The 15380-nt window shown below is 34.5% G+C and carries 16 protein-coding genes; 12 read left to right on the top strand and 4 right to left on the bottom strand.

Annotated features, from left to right (window positions below; translation table 11 throughout):
* Positions 1–33: 33 nt before the first annotated feature.
* The 3 genes from IPK14_15080 to IPK14_15070 all read left to right on the top strand — a co-directional run bounded on the left by IPK14_15080 (position 34) and on the right by IPK14_15070 (position 3070).
* Entirely contained in the window at positions 34–633 is a 600-nt protein-coding gene (locus IPK14_15080; GenBank protein MBK7994649.1) for a class I SAM-dependent methyltransferase, read from the top strand.
* 35 nt (positions 634–668) lie between these two features.
* Positions 669–1649, top strand: coding sequence for an aldo/keto reductase (locus IPK14_15075; protein MBK7994648.1), 981 nt, complete (start codon positions 669–671; stop codon positions 1647–1649).
* A 209-nt stretch (positions 1650–1858) separates the two neighbouring features.
* Positions 1859–3070 carry a protein kinase gene (locus IPK14_15070; GenBank protein ID MBK7994647.1) on the top strand — a complete coding sequence of 404 codons (1212 nt, stop codon included), beginning with the start codon at positions 1859–1861 and terminating at the stop codon, positions 3068–3070.
* A gap of 41 nt (positions 3071–3111) precedes the next feature.
* Here IPK14_15070 and IPK14_15065 read toward each other — a convergent pair whose 3' ends face one another.
* The 3 genes from IPK14_15065 to IPK14_15055 form a co-directional block, all read right to left on the bottom strand.
* A complete protein-coding gene (locus IPK14_15065) occupies positions 3112–3939 on the bottom strand; it encodes a metallophosphoesterase (protein ID MBK7994646.1) in 828 nt (275 codons plus the stop codon).
* Positions 3940–4030: 91 nt separating this feature from the next.
* On the bottom strand, positions 4031–4435 hold the full coding sequence (msrB, locus tag IPK14_15060) for a peptide-methionine (R)-S-oxide reductase MsrB (GenBank protein ID MBK7994645.1): 405 nt from the start codon (positions 4433–4435) through the stop codon (positions 4031–4033).
* Positions 4436–4459: 24 nt separating this feature from the next.
* Positions 4460–5662 carry an MFS transporter gene (locus IPK14_15055; protein ID MBK7994644.1) on the bottom strand — a complete coding sequence of 401 codons (1203 nt, stop codon included), beginning with the start codon at positions 5660–5662 and terminating at the stop codon, positions 4460–4462.
* A gap of 212 nt (positions 5663–5874) precedes the next feature.
* On the opposite strand from IPK14_15055, the gene IPK14_15050 reads away from it, so the two are divergent.
* The 9 genes from IPK14_15050 (at position 5875) to IPK14_15010 (ending at position 14747) form a co-directional block, all read left to right on the top strand.
* Positions 5875–6324 (top strand): universal stress protein, encoded by a 450-nt coding sequence (locus tag IPK14_15050; GenBank protein ID MBK7994643.1) that lies wholly within the window; start codon positions 5875–5877, stop codon positions 6322–6324.
* A 69-nt stretch (positions 6325–6393) separates the two neighbouring features.
* A complete protein-coding gene (locus tag IPK14_15045; GenBank protein MBK7994642.1) occupies positions 6394–7320 on the top strand; it encodes a universal stress protein in 927 nt (308 codons plus the stop codon).
* 243 nt (positions 7321–7563) lie between these two features.
* The gene (locus IPK14_15040; protein ID MBK7994641.1) at positions 7564–8808 is read left to right on the top strand and encodes an HlyD family efflux transporter periplasmic adaptor subunit; all 1245 of its coding nucleotides are present in this window, start codon (positions 7564–7566) and stop codon (positions 8806–8808) included.
* Positions 8809–8847: 39 nt separating this feature from the next.
* Positions 8848–9513 carry an ABC transporter ATP-binding protein gene (locus IPK14_15035; GenBank protein ID MBK7994640.1) on the top strand — a complete coding sequence of 222 codons (666 nt, stop codon included), beginning with the start codon at positions 8848–8850 and terminating at the stop codon, positions 9511–9513.
* Between the two features lie 47 nt (positions 9514–9560).
* On the top strand, positions 9561–10811 hold the full coding sequence (locus IPK14_15030; protein MBK7994639.1) for an ABC transporter permease: 1251 nt from the start codon (positions 9561–9563) through the stop codon (positions 10809–10811).
* On the top strand, positions 10808–12016 hold the full coding sequence (locus IPK14_15025; protein ID MBK7994638.1) for an ABC transporter permease: 1209 nt from the start codon (positions 10808–10810) through the stop codon (positions 12014–12016). The genes IPK14_15030 and IPK14_15025 overlap by 4 nt, the downstream gene beginning before the upstream one ends.
* A 27-nt stretch (positions 12017–12043) precedes the next feature.
* Positions 12044–13438, top strand: a complete 1395-nt coding sequence (locus IPK14_15020) for a sigma-54-dependent Fis family transcriptional regulator (protein ID MBK7994637.1) — start codon at positions 12044–12046, stop codon at positions 13436–13438.
* Positions 13435–14160, top strand: a complete 726-nt coding sequence (locus IPK14_15015) for a PAS domain-containing protein (protein ID MBK7994636.1) — start codon at positions 13435–13437, stop codon at positions 14158–14160. Before IPK14_15020 ends, IPK14_15015 begins: the two co-directional genes overlap by 4 nt.
* Positions 14161–14264: 104 nt before the next feature.
* Complete coding sequence (locus tag IPK14_15010) at positions 14265–14747, top strand: GHKL domain-containing protein (protein MBK7994635.1); 483 nt, start codon at positions 14265–14267, stop codon at positions 14745–14747.
* A gap of 4 nt (positions 14748–14751) precedes the next feature.
* Here IPK14_15010 and IPK14_15005 read toward each other — a convergent pair whose 3' ends face one another.
* Positions 14752–15234: a hypothetical protein gene (locus IPK14_15005; GenBank protein ID MBK7994634.1), complete on the bottom strand. Its 483-nt coding sequence runs from the start codon at positions 15232–15234 to the stop codon at positions 14752–14754.
* Positions 15235–15380: the final 146 nt, after the last annotated feature.

The following is a 15380-nucleotide window of genomic DNA, read 5'->3' as shown; positions in this document are numbered from 1 at the left end:
AAGAACTCATAAAATTTTCCTGAATTAATAATTATGCACCTAGTAAATACTCTTAACTCATTATCAAATCATCCTGATAAATTAAAGTGGGATCAAAAATATTTAGCTACAACAAAAATTAATTTTCTACCCCACCCAATTTTAGATGAGTTAACTAAATTATCTTTACCTTCGGCACCTGTTCTAGAATTAGCTTGTGGATTATCTGGCAATGTTTTATCACTAGCAAGCCTAGGCTACAATGTTGTAGGAATAGATATTTCCGAAGTAGCATTGCAGTTACTATCTAAAGTCGCTAGGGAAAAAGTTTTAGAGTCAAAAATAACACTTTTACAAGCAGATTTGTCCCACTGGCAAGCGGAAAAAAACTCTTTTTCGCTAGTTTTGGGACTAAAATATTGGGACAGGTCTTGTTTTCTATCTGCTTGTAAGTCAGTAATTAAAGGCGGTTTTATTGCTTGGGAAACTTTTAATCAAAAACATTTGTGTTATCATCCCTCCTTTCGTTCTGAGTGGTGTTTAGAAGGTGATGAACCAAGAAAATATTTGCCAAAAAACTTTTCTGTATTGATAGAACAAGACATTGATAATGGGCAAAATGCTACTCGTCGTCTAATAGCAAAACATTATTAAACTAATAAATACTCTTAAGGAGCAATATTAAAGCTATGAAATATATGAACTTAGGGCGTTCTGGTTTGCAAGTCTCTAGAATTTGTTTGGGTTGTATGACTTTTGGTAGCAAAAAATGGCGCGAATGGGTACTAGAAGAAGAAGATTCCCGCCCTATTATTAAAAAAGCTTTAGATTTAGGAATTAACTTTTTTGATACAGCTAATATGTATTCTCTAGGTGTAAGCGAAGAAATTGTTGGACGTGCCTTAAAAGATTTTGCCCATAGAGATGAAATAGTATTAGCTACAAAAGTATTTTTCCCTATGAATGAACTTCCAAATCAAGGTGGGCTGTCTCGTAAACATATTTTTGCTTCTATAGATGCTTCTCTTAAAAGACTAGGAACAGATTATGTAGATCTTTATCAAATTCATCGTTGGGACTATAACACACCAATTGAAGAAACTATGGAAGCACTTAATGATTTAGTCCGGGTGGGAAAAGTCCGTTACCTTGGAGCTTCTAGTATGTTTGCATGGCAATTTGCCAAAGCAATTTATCTGGCTAAATCAAAAGCTTGGAGTAATTTTATTAGCATGCAAAATCATTATAATTTAGCCTATCGTGAAGAAGAAAGAGAAATGCTTCCTTTATGTAAAGAAGAAGGTATTGGAGTCATTCCTTGGAGTCCGCTGGCTAGAGGAGTGCTTTCTGGAAATCGTTCTAAAGATGGTCAAAGTAAAACCCTTAGAGGAGAAACAGACGATTTTTCTAAAAAACTTTATAATCTTGCATCAGACTTTGATATTGCAGATAGGGTAGCTCAAATAGCTGCAAATAAAAATGTTAGCCCAAGTCAAATAGCAATTGCTTGGCTTCTAAACAAACCCTCAGTTGTGTCACCAATAATTGGAGCAAGCAAAGTATCACAGCTAGAAGACATTGTAGCTTCCTTAGATATTAGTTTAACAAATGAAGAAGAAAGCTTTTTAGAAGAACTATATCAACCCCATAATATTTTGGGACATAGTTAATCAATTAATTTTTATTTAACAGCTTGATTTTTTGCCTTAAATTGTGCATTCATGGTGTTAAACAAAAAATCCAAAACTGGTAAGATCAAAAAATCTTCTGTTATCAAAAATTTTCAGAAAAGCTAATTTTTTCATATTTTTACCCAGTTAAAGCTTATGTTATACTCTGACATTTAAATCAACTTGAGCTATCAAGGAGTTTATCTTTAATGACTGAACAAACTGAACAACTAGCAAGCGGCAGTGTCCTGGCTAACAGATACACTATAGTAAAATGGCTTGGTGGTGGTGGGATGGGCAATGTTTATCTTGCAACGGACAAGCATTTAGCTGAAGCTCAACGCGCTGTAAAAGAAATGATAGGCAAATTTCCTGATGAAGCATCCCGTAAAAAAGCTGTAGAAGACTTTAAACGTGAATCTAGCGTACTTTCAAACTTAGAACATCCATCTATCCCTACAGTTTTTGACTACTTTGCTGCTGGAGAAGGCCGCTACTATTTGGTCATGAAATACATCCAAGGCCGGGATTTAGAACAAGAATTAAAATCCTCAGAAACCGGCTACCTACCTGAAGCTATCGTAGTTGATTGGGCCATTCAGCTTTGTGATGTGTTTGATTATATTCATAACCTTGATCCTCCTATTATTTATCGTGATATGAAACCTGCTAACGTAATGCTAGATACTAAACTTAAGAGGGTTATGCTAGTAGACTTTGGTATTGCTCGAACAGTTACACCGGCTCAAAAGAATGTAACTGCAATTGGAACAATGGGTTATGCACCTCCAGAACTTTTTGCAGGCAAAGTTGAACCTCGTTCAGATCTTTATTCACTTGGTGCAACAATGTTTCATCTGTTGACAGGAGAAGATCCACAATCAAATCCTTTGCTACTTTTTGACTTTTCCCGTTTTCCTCGACCAATGCAAATTAATCCTAAATTAACTAAAGGGATTGATGAAATAATTGGTAAATGTGTTTCACATAAACCTGTAGATCGTTTTAAGTCTGCTGCTGAAATGAAAAAAGCCTTAGAAAGACATAGGTATAATTTAGAAAATGCAGAAATAATTACCGAGGAAAAACCTGTAGAAGGGATGCTTAAAATTATTCATAGCATTTCTGGTGCTTCATTTTCCTTTTATATTAAAAAGGAAGCTAATTTAATTGGTCGTAATGATCCTGCTCGTGGAATTACTCCAGAAATTGACTTAGGACAATTTGATAGCTCTGGTAAAATTTCCCGTCGCCATGCAATGGTTCATTTTGATGGTAAAGATTTCTTTATTGAAGACTTAGGGAGTGCTAATGGTAGTATGTTAAATGGTGCAGTTTTACCAGCACAACAACGTAAAAAACTTAATCCAGGGGATCAAGTTTATTTAGGTGAAACAGTTCTTGAATTTACATTTAAGTAATTATATTTGGTTATTATAGCAATAATAAAAAAGAGTAGTAATTAGTTACTACTCTTTTTTATTGTTAAAATTGTCACTTCTGGTGGAACACAAAATCTTATAGGAATAATACTAGTACCTACACCACTACCTACAAAAAGATTTTTGTTATTTTCCTTAACATGCCCAATAGCATAGCGTTCACCATATTTAGAAGGAACTATAGGTCTACCCAATAAAGGAAGTTTTACCTGTCCACCATGAGTATGACCAGCCAAAGTTAGGCTTATTTGCTCTGGAACTTCAGGAAAAATATCTGGATTATGTGTTAAAAGCAAAATGGGGTTATCGTCTTTAGTTTCTTCTAAAGTCTTATTTAAGTCTACTTTTCTTGTCCAAAAATCTGCTAGACCGGCTAACCAAATATTTTTTTCATTTTTACTAAAACTAATTGAACTATTTTCTAAAACAATAATTCCAACATCTTGCAAAGCTTTTCTTACACGTTCTCCGTTATACCACCAATCATGATTACCTAAAATAGCTACTATTTTTTCTGCCTTTAAGCCTTTTAATAGTTCTGCAATTGGTTCAGGCTCAATAAATTGGCCTCCTTTTACCTTTGTACTTACTAAATCTCCTAGAATTAGTACTAAATCAACTTTTTCTTTATTCGTTTCTGCTACTAAAAAAGAGAGTTTTTCCAAATTTATATGAGGTGAACCAACATGCAAATCTGTTAAAATAGCGATTTTTAAGCCGTCATGTTCTTTATGCCAATTCTCTAGCTTTATCTCAACTTTTTTAATTGCCAAACTATTAGGCTCAAACCAAAATGCCCAACTAGCTAAGATAAAACCTAATAAAACAAAGATTATTATAAATACCATAAATAGTTTTTTAATCCTTATTCTAATTAACTTTTTCTTAGTTAAAATTTCTAGTAGTTCATTTTTAGTTAACTCATTAGCCATAAACAAGTTAGTCTGATTTTTTAGGAACAAATTTTAGAGACACAGAATTAATACAATAGCGTAAAAATGTAGGTGCTGGGCCATCTTCAAAAACATGCCCTAGATGAGCATCACATTTGCTACAAGTTATTTCTTCTCTAACCATAAAATGGCTATAGTCTTTTTCTACATGCACACTGTCTTGTGTAATAGGCTGCCAAAAACTAGGCCAACCGCTACCAGAATTATACTTAGCATCAGAATTAAATAATTCATTACCACAACAACTACATAAATAAGCTCCTTCAGCTTTATTATAGTAATATTCCCCAGAAAAAGGTGGTTCTGTGCCTTTTTTACGACAAACTTGGTATTGTTCAGGGCTTAATTCTTTTTTCCATTCAGAATCTGATTTGTTAATTTTATCAGACATAAGTAACTTACTCCTTAAAATTAATTATTTTTTTCCTTGAGCAATTTTCATTGCTTCAGGTAAACGTCTTAGATAAAGCATTGCTAGGGTGCCTAGTATTGGGCCTGGAGCTAGTATAACAAAGGCATATTGCCAGCCAACAATTTTTTCCAAAACTCCTACTAATTTAATAGAAACCATAGTAAGTAAAAAGCCTAGGCAAGTTTGTAGTGTCAATGCAGTCCCAATATATTCAGCCTCGCCAAGTTCAGTAACACAAGTAGAAAACTGTGCTGAATCTGCCACAACACTAGCCCCCCAAATAATAGCCAGAATTATTAGCCAAACAGGATTAGCATTAAAAAGTAGTCCAATAGTTAAACAACACAGTCCGCTAATTACCATAGCTAAAGAAGTTACTAAAGTTCTACCAACTCTATCAGCTAAAAAACCAGCCCCAACACAGCCTAAAGCACCGGCCCCAATAACTAAAAAAGACCCATATTCGGCCCATCTGTTTTCTTGTCCTTGAAAACTAGCTCTTAACATTATTGGCAACCAAGTCCACATTGCATAAAGTTCCCACATATGACCCAAATAGCCTAAGTTCGCTAGTCTAACACCTCGATTACCAATAATTTTTCTTACTTGCTTAAAATCAAATTTTGCTGGAGCTAAAGCATAAGGCCCATCAGCAACAAAAAATAGTACAATCAATGCCCCAAAAGCAGCCAAGAAAGAAACCATCACTCCATTATGCCGCCAGCTTTCAAACCCTATAGCATTAATTAGATAGGGAAAAGCTTTTCCTAAAGTTAAGGCTGCAATTAAAACTCCAATAGCTAAACCTCGCCCAGCACGAAACCAACTTGCCATTATTTTCATTGCTGGCGGGTAAACTCCAGCTAAACAAACTCCTGTTAAAAACCTTAGCATTATTGCCAAACTAGCATCATTAGCAAACAGAGCTAAAACAAAATTAAAGCTTGCTCCAAGTAAAGCACTAATAACTAGAAAACGACGAGTGTTAATAATGTCTGACAAGTTAAATAAAGCACTAAAGAGCGTTCCAACAACAAAACCAAGTTGTACTGCTAAAGTTAGCCATGTAGACTGAGATTCTGTAAGCTTCCATTCAATTTGTAAAGCAGGCAACATAGCAGCAGTACTAAACCAAAGCGTCATCCCTAGAAGCTCTGCAATTGATAGTAAGGCTAAGGTTTGCCATTGTTTAGTATTTTCACTCATAAATGTTTTATAAATTGGGGAATTTTCCGCAGCTACTAATTGCGAAATTTTTCTTGAATAAAGATATTTGCGCATTATAACTCAGTTAAGTAGTTGTTTTAAGTCTTGGCATATATTTTGCTGAAAACTAAGTTAATAAAATTAGATAAAATTAGGGTCAATAAACTTAACAGTGCTAAAAACCTGATTGCACTAACAATTAAGGAGTCCTTATGGCAGTTTTAATTGCTACGGATGGATCCCCTTGTAGTGATCTTGTTATTGAAAAAGTAGCTATGCGTCTATGGCCTATTGATAGCGAGTTTCGTATCATTTCTGTACTTGAACATTCTGCACTTGGTTCAATTAGTGTTGGTGAGTATTCTTTAAAACTCAGTGAAATGTGGGAAGAAGTACGAGCTAGTACCAAACTTATTGCAGAAGCAGCAGCAGATACTTTATCTAGTAAAGGATTGAAAGCTTCTTATGTAATTTGTGAAGGTATTGCAGCAGAACAAATCATTAATGAAGCAAAAGAATGGGGAGCAGATTTAATTATGCTTGGAACTCATGGAAGAAAGGGACTAACTAAATTCTTACTTGGTTCAGTTGCTCAAAAAGTAGCAATTCATGCTCCTTGTTCAGTTGAAATTGTTCGTAAAGTGCAAACACCCACAAAATAACCTCCGACCTAATCATATAACCTAAGTAACTAAACCATTTAATTAATAAGAAAGGCTAAGGGTAAAAATATGAAAATCTTAATTGGCTATGATGGATCGGAAGCTTCTACAGCAATGTTAGATGATTTAAGACTAGCAGGTTTACCTAATGATACAGAAGCATTAGTTATAGCTGTTGCAGAAATGTGGCTGGTTCCACCGCCTAGCTATGGACTAGCACAAACAGAGTTTACAGATACTTTTCAACTTGATGTTCGATTGGCAACAGAAACAGCAGAAAAAGCTGTAGAGCGACTAAAAACATTATTTCCTGGATGGACAATTTCACTAGAAACGGCTATTGGCGCACCTGCTAGAGAAATTCTTAAAAAAGCGGAAAGCTATCATCCAGATCTAATTATTGTTGGTTCACAAGGTTTATCAGCAGTTGGAAGATTTTTTCTTGGCAGTGTTTCACAAAAAGTAGCTACAGAGGCTCATACTTCTGTTCGCATTGCTCGCGGACGTGTTCAAGAGAGTGATGAGCCTGCAAGAATTGTTATTGCTGTTGATGGCTCGCCTGAATCAAATGCTGCTATTCGCTCAGTTGCAAATCGCAATTGGAATAAAGGCTCTGAAGTAGTTTTACTAACTGCTACTGGAAATATTGAGCCTAAAGACTATAAAGCTATTTTAGGCTTTGTTGATTCTTCTGACTCTAAACCTGAAGTTAAGGCTGAAGCTGACCAATTATCTAGCATTAAACAAGTGCTAGAACAAGCTCTTGAAGCTCAGCTAAAAGCTAACGGATTAAGCGTTTCTACTATAATTAGAACAGGTGATCCTCGTAAAGTTATCTTAGAAGAAGCAGAAGGTTGGGGTGCAGATAGTATTTTTATTGGCTCAAGAGGCTTTGGTAAGATTAAAAGATTACTTTTAGGTAGTGTTTCTACTGCTATAGCTTCTCGCGCTCATTGCTCAGTTGAAATTGTTCGTCTACCAGAAGAAGCTAAATAATCATTTGTTTTATTATTCTGGGAGTGCGGGCATCTTGCCTAAATACAAGATGTTCGCACTTTAGAATAATAATCATTGTACGATTGCGTACATTTTTTTGACCGGATCTGTACAACTTAAAATCAAGTAATTACTAGAACTGCTATTAAATCCATTAGTTACCCTTTGGTACACACCTTGCAGTTATTATCAATATCTCTATAAAAATTTTTATTTTTATTTAACTTTGCGGAGATATTAACAATGGATCTTCCACTTGATCAAGACTATAAAAGTAGGCAAATAGCGCGTCAAATCCTAGGTTCTTTACTGGTAATTTCTTTAGTAGTAGGAATTTTTTCTTTTGCTTGGAATTGGCTTACACCTACGATTAAACGTGTCCGCATCCGTACAGCATCAGTTGATCGAGGTGCGATGCAGTCAACTATTAGTGCTTCAGGTGTTATTTTACCTGAATTTGAGCAAGTTATTTCTAGTCCAATTGATGCTAGAGTGCTAAAAATTCTTAAACGTCCCGGAGATAAAGTAGCTAAAGATGAAGCGATTTTACAACTAGACACTAATGCTTCTATTTTAGCTTTAGAAAAAGTTAATCAAGAACTTTCCTTAAGAGAAAATCGACAAGAAAAAGCTAAACTAGCATTAAATGAAAAAATTAGCCAACTTCAAAGCCAAGTAAAACTTAAAGAGCTTGATAGAGAAGCCTTAAAAAATCAAGCCCAACAAAACCAAAAACTCTTCCAGCAAGGTCTTTTAGCAGAAAATCTTTATAGACAATCAGAACTTTTAGCCGCCAAAGCATCAATTGAGCTAGAGCAACTAGAAGAAGCAAAATTAAATGCACAACAAGCAAATAACACAGAAATAGCTGGCTTAAAGTTAGAAACCGACATTTTAAGAAAAGAGCGTGACGAAGCAACACGACTCTTAGAACTTGCTACAACTCGTGCTAACAGCGATGGAGTAATAACTTGGGTTGTACTAGAAACAGGTGCAACCATCCGCAAAGGTGATGTAATTGCTAGAATTGCCGACCTAAAAAGCTATCGTGTTGAAGCTACTACTTCAGATATTCATGCCAAAGAAATTTCAGTTGGACAAAAAGTTAAAGCAAAAATAAATGATGATTATTTGTCAGGCTTTATTGCTAGTGTTTTACCAACTATTAAAGATGGTGCAATTACTCTAGCTATTAGTTTAGAAGATAAAACTAGCTCGCTACTACGTGCTAATTTAAGAGTAGATGTCCTAATAATTGCTAGTGAAAAAGATAGCGTTTTAAGAATAAGAAAAGGCCCATTTGTTAATGGTGATGGCAAACAAAATGTTTTTGTTGTTCGCGGCGAACTTGCAATAAAAGTGCCTGTCACAATTGGAATAGCTAATTTTGATACTTATGAAGTAGTAGACGGCTTATTAGAAGGTGATGAAGTAATTATCTCTGATATGCGCGACTACCTACATTTAGCAGAAGTAAAACTAGAGTAAAAACAACCTCCAGCATTATTAAATTAGGAGATTAATTAAATGATCAAATTAGAAAATATTGAAAAAGTTTACCGTACTTCTCGCGTTGAGACTGTAGCCCTGATGAATGTTAATTTAGATGTTAAAGAAGGCGAGTTTATTTCTGTAATGGGGCCTTCGGGCTGTGGCAAAAGCACTTTGCTAAATTTAATAGGGCTGCTAGATGCTCCAAGCAAGGGGCAAATTTTTATCAATGAAAAGGCTGTAACTAGCTATCAAGACAAGTATTTAGCTAATGTTAGAAATCAGGAAATAGGCTTTATTTTCCAAAGTTTTCATCTAGTTAATGACTTAACCGTAGTTGACAACGTAGAAATCCCTCTGCTTTACCGTAAACTTTCTAACTCACAACGTCGGCAAATGGCACTTAAAGCTTTAGATCACGTTGGTTTAAGCTCACGGGTTTTTCATTTTCCTTCCCAACTTTCAGGCGGACAACAACAACGAGTAGCAATTGCAAGGGCAATTGTTGGACGACCTAAAATTTTACTAGCCGATGAGCCAACCGGAAACCTTGATAGCAAAATGGGTGAAGAAATTATGAATTTGCTGATAGGTCTTAATGAAGAAGAAAAAACAACTATTGTAATGGTTACTCATGATAAGCGTATGGCGGAAAGAACTAAGCGAATTGTACGCATTTTTGACGGTCGCCAAGTTAGCTAACCCTTGATTATTAAACAAAATAACAAGAAATATAAAGAGAGGCAGAAATGTTAAAGAACTATGTAAAAATTGCTTTTCTAGTGCTTAAACGAAGAAAATTTTTTACTTTTATTAGCCTATTTGCTATTAGTTTTACTTTGGTAGTTTTAATTGTTGTTAGTTCAATTTTTGACCATGTGCTTGCACCAATGGCTCCAGAAATAAATAAAGATCGTAGTTTAACAATGTTTTTTGCTGAAATTAAGGGAAAAGACTCCATTTGGAATGGTAATCCTGGGTATAAACTGCTAAATGATTATGCTAGAAACCTGCCAGGTGTTGAGTTAATGAGCATTCATTCAGAATCTAGCCCAGCAATTTCTTATGTACGAGGTCAAAAAATTGTTTCTGCTCTTAAACATACAGATGGAGAGTATTGGAAAATACTACAATTTAAGTTTTTAGCTGGAAGCCCAATCACAACCGAAGATGAGAAAAATGCTAATTTTGTTGCAGTAATAAACCAAAATACCCAAGAAAAGTTTTTCCCTGGTCAAAGTGCTGTTGGTCAACAAATAGAAGTTGATGACCAAAAATTTCAAGTTGTTGGTGTGGTGGAAAATGTCTCTCAACTACATAATTCAGCTTATGCAGATATTTGGGTGCCACTATCTACTAGTAAAAATGCTGCTTATAAAACTGAATTAATGGGTAGTTGCATAGCTACTCTACTAGCAAAAAGCAGGGCTGATTTTCCAGCAATAAAAGCTGAAATTGCTGCACGAATGAAAACAGTTGAGTTTCCTACAGAACTTAAGAAGGAATACGAGCAAATAAGTTGCTTTGCTGATACAGCTTTAGAAGTTCTTTCTAGAGAAGCTTTCAATTCTGTAGAAGCTAATCCCAATCCAAGCCGTTTTATAGGCATTTTGCTTGGCCTTATGACTCTATTTATGCTACTGCCAGCAATTAACTTAATTAATATTAACGTTAGTAGAATCTTAGAGCGAGCATCTGAAGTTGGTGTACGAAAAGCTTTTGGGGCTTCGTCTCGAACACTTGTAGCACAATTTATTACAGAAAATTTGATTTTAACCTCCCTAGGTGGTTTGCTAGGTTTTGTTGGCTCAATGTTAACCTTACAGCTTATTAACCATAGCTCTATTATCCAATATGGAAGTTTCCAAGTTAACTATAGAGTTTTCTTTTATGGAATAATTATTACAGTATTTTTTAGCTTATTTTCTGGAGTTTATCCAGCTTGGCGAATGTCTAAACTTAACCCTGTAGAAGCGTTGAAAGGCGGTAGTTTAAGATGATTAAGCAACTTTTTAAGATTGTTTGGAATAGAAAACGAGCTAATTTTTTAATTATATTAGAAGTTTTTATTTCCTTTTTAGTAGTATTTGCTGTAATGGCGTTTGGAGTTTACTTTGTAGATATTTATACTTATCCTCTAGGATTTACTTATCAAGATGTTTGGTCAGTTAGAATAAATAGAGGTGCATATAGTTCAGATGAGGATAAGCTTAAACAAATAGAAGTAATTAAACAGCTTATGCAATCAGCAAAAGAATTTTCAGAAGTTGAATCAATTGCAGGTGTTAATACAAATGTTTTTGACAATAGCGAAAGTATATCCTCTTTTGATTATGCAGGTAAAAAGCATGAACCATCTGTAAATTTTGTTACAGATGATATGGCTAAAGTCTTGGATATAAAACTTTTAGAAGGTAGATGGTTTAGTAAAGATGATGACGCAGAATCTACAATACCAATAATAATTAACCAAAAACTAAGCCAAGAGCTTTTTGCTAATGAATCTCCTATTGGTAAAGTTATAAATATGGGATCAAAAGAAGAACTTTATAAAATAGTGGGTTTAGTTTTAGATTTTCGAGACGATACAGAACTTGTAGCTCCAAAAAGCTACATACTTATACGCAATAATATCAACATCAAAGACGCTTCAAGTATACGAATGCGATTTGTACCAAATTTTATTATTAAACTTCGTCCAGGAACAACCGCAGCTTTTGAAGAAAAACTAGCAAGAAATTTTCTTTCTATTGCTAAGGATTGGTCTTTTAATATACAAACACTAGAAGACTTGCGTAATAAAAAAATAAAGGGGATTTTATCGCCAGTTTTAGCAGTTGCTATAGTTGCAGTTTTTCTAATGATCATGGTTGCATTAGGGCTTAGTGGAGTGCTTTGGCAAAACGTCACTCAACGAATCAAAGAAATAGGCTTACGTCGGGCCAATGGTGCAACAAGAGGAAAAATTTATTACCAAATTCTAGGAGAATTGCTAGTAATAACTTCTATTGCCTTAACAGCAGGCACTATAATTGTGATTCAGTTTCCGCTGCCTGGCTTTTTTGATTTTGTTACAGCTAAAGTTTATATAATTACAATTTTGTTGTCCTGTGGAATAATTGCTTTATTAACTATTATTTGTGGATTATATCCAAGTTCTTTAGCAGCACGTATTCCACCAGCAGAAGCACTACATTATGAATAATTTTAATTATTTATATTAGGTTTATTTATGAATAAGACAATTTTGATTATAGATGATGACCAATCTGTAACCACGTCTCTAGCATTATTGCTTAAACAAGCGGGTTATCGCTCAAAATCTGCCTATTCAATAAATGAGTCATTAGAAAAACTTGATAAAGAAAAATTTGACCTTGTTTTACAAGATATGAATTTTTCACGGAAAACCACTGGTGAAGAAGGCTTAGACTTACTTTCAGAAATTAAGCTTAAGTATCCTTCTTTACCAGTAATTTTAATGACTGCTTGGGGTTCAATTTCTTTGGCTGTAAAGGGAATGCAGGCAGGAGCAACAGATTTTATTACAAAACCTTGGACTAACCAGCAATTAATACAATCAATTAGAACTGTTTTAGAACTCGCAGACGCAAGCCGAGAACCGCTAAAGAAAAAAGCCATTAGCCGAGAGGAGTTAGCCGCTAACTATAATTTAAGCAAGTGTTTAGGTGAAAACACTGCTCTATTGCAGGTGTTAGAAATCGCTAGCCGAGTTAGTGCTACAGATGCTTCAGTTTTAATTACAGGTGAAAGCGGAACAGGCAAAGAAGTTTTAGCCGAAGTCATACATCAAAATAGCAATCGCCGCAATAAGCCTTTTATTAAGGTTAATTTAGGAGCAATCCCAGTTACACTTTTTGAAAGTGAAATGTTTGGACATGTTAAAGGTGCTTTTACTAGTGCGATGCAAAACCGCAAAGGACGTTTTGAGCTAGCTGATGGAGGAACAATTTTTTTAGATGAAATTGGAGATTTAGACCCTAATTCACAGGTTAAACTGTTACGCGTCCTCCAAGATCGTACCTATGAAGTGTTAGGATCAAGCCGAACACAAACCGTAGATGTAAGAATTATTGCTGCTACTAACCGACCTTTAACAGAACTAGTAACTAAGGGGCTATTTCGAGAAGATTTGCTTTATCGACTAAATTTAATTTCACTGCATTTGCCTGCTCTTCGTGAACGATCAGACGATATTGCACTGCTAACAAAGCATTTTATAAAAACAATTGGAGCAAATTACTATCGTGCAGATTTAACAGTTAGCCAGGACGCGCTTAAGTGGCTTCAAGAACTGCCTTGGCCGGGAAATATTCGCCAACTGCGCCATGTTATTGAGCGAGCAATTTTAATCACTAATAATCAAACCTTGCAAAAAGAAGATTTTGCTTTTTCCTTAGATCTTGAACAACGTGAACTAGAAAAAGCAAAAACTAGCGATGCGTTGCCAGATGTTGGAAGTATGACTTTAGATGAAATAGAAAAAGCAATGATACTAAAGAGCTTAAAACATCATTCAGGAAATATTTCTAAAACTGCTGAATCTTTAGGGCTTACAAGAACTTCTTTATATCGCAGATTTGAAAAATACGGGATTAAAGTTTGACGCTACGCACCAAATTTATTTTGTATTTATTGCTACTTCACACTGTCTTTGTCGGGCTGTCTTTAGCCGTCTTTTTCTTCTACCCTATTTGGCTATTTTTCCTAGAAAGCTTATTTTTAATCACCCTACTTTATGGATTGCGCTTAATTAACTCTTTTTTTGGTAGCTTAAATTTAATTAAAACAGGAACAAAATTTATTGCTGAACAGGATTTTACATCTCGTTTTCCTGAAGTTGGACAAGAAGAAATTGACCAGCTAATTAACGTTTATAATAAAATGATTGACCAACTAAAAAATGAACGAATTCAACTACAAGAGCAAAACTTTTTTTTAGATAAAATTTTGGCTGCCTCGCCTTCAGGAATTTTAATTTTTGATTTTGATGGAAAAATTAGTTCTGCTAACCCTAGTGTAGAGAAGATTTTACAAAATGCAAAACAAGATTTAATAGGAAAAAGCTTAGAAGAGCTAAATAAACCTTTTTGCCAAGTTTTACCAGAAATAGACACCTATCAAGCCAGCATTATCTCTTTAGCCGCAGGTAGACGTATTAAATGCCAACGTCTAGAGTTTTTTGACCGAGGTTTTCCAAGACATTTTTTCTTACTTCAAGAGCTAACCGAAGAATTACAACAATCAGAAAAAGCAGCCTATGAAAAGCTAATTCGTATGATGTCGATGAGGTTAATAATTCAATTGCTGCAACAAATTCGCTGCTAAATTCCTGTCTTAATTATAAGGATCAATTAAATTTAGATGACCAAGAAGATTTTGAAACAGCATTAAAAGTTATTATTTCCCGCACTGCACAACTTAACACTTTTATGAATAGCTTGGCTGAAGTTGTACGCTTGCCTAATCCAAAACTCTCCGCCACAAATGTTAAAGAACTGCTAGAAACCCTAGAAATTCTTTTGCGCTCAGAATGTCAAAAACGCTCTATTGATTGGCATTGGGAAATAGTAAAAAATCTTAAGCCTGTTGAAATGGATAAAATTCAAATGCAGCAAGTTTTTGTTAATATCTTAAAAAATGCTATTGAAGCAATTGAAAACAAAGGCTCTATTACAATTAAATTAGGTGAAAATGATCAGGGCAGTTTTGTCACGATTATTGACACTGGCAAAGGCATTTCATCTGAAGTACAAGCAAAGCTTTTTACTCCATTTTTTACTACTAAAGACAATGGTCAAGGAATAGGTTTAATGTTAGTAAAAGAAATACTAAGCAACCACCATTTTAGCTTTTCTTTAGAAAGCGATATAGGCGGGCCAACACAATTTACAATATTTTTTCAAAACCATTAACTTGCTAGCTGTTTGGTATTTTTACGCCTTTTGTATATTTTTTCCAAAAATCAGATTTATAAATTTCTACATCTTTTTTCATAGGCTTGCCCTTAAAACTTTCTAATATATCGCCTGATAAAAGTCTTCCATCTATAGGGCAAAGAACTTCATCAGTAGACTTTGCAAATGTAAAAATTTCTGTGCAAGAAATCGTTTTTTCATCTTTTTCATGTGTTTGCATTTCATGGTCATTAAGGCCATCAAAAGTATATTTGTACTCACTTTGACAAATTATTTTTTCTGTGTCTTCTTGATAAGTTCCAAGATAGCCAACAACTTTTTTTATATGATCTCCCCAGTCAGAAGAATAAATTTCGGTAAAAAACTTAAATTTACCTTGGTGTTTATTTTCTGCTTCAAGCTCTAAATAAACCTGGTCACAAGCATTTTTTGTTGGCTCATTTTCTGGAAAATATCTAACAATTGCATAAATTTGTTTGCTCATAATTTAATTTTTCCTAATTGATTTTACTCTTATCTAATTAAATACAATATTTTAGAAGAAACTTCTAAGATTTTCTGGAAAATTTTAAGATTTTTCTTTAGAAGTTGGGAACAAAATTTTTCTCTTGGTGTCTGATCAACCCAAAC

The sequence above is a fragment of the Blastocatellia bacterium genome, assembly GCA_016713405.1.
Lineage (GTDB): Bacteria > Acidobacteriota > Blastocatellia > Chloracidobacteriales > JADJPF01 > JADJPF01.
Note: the sequence above shows the minus strand (reverse complement) of the source record. Positions and strands in the feature narration are given on the sequence as shown.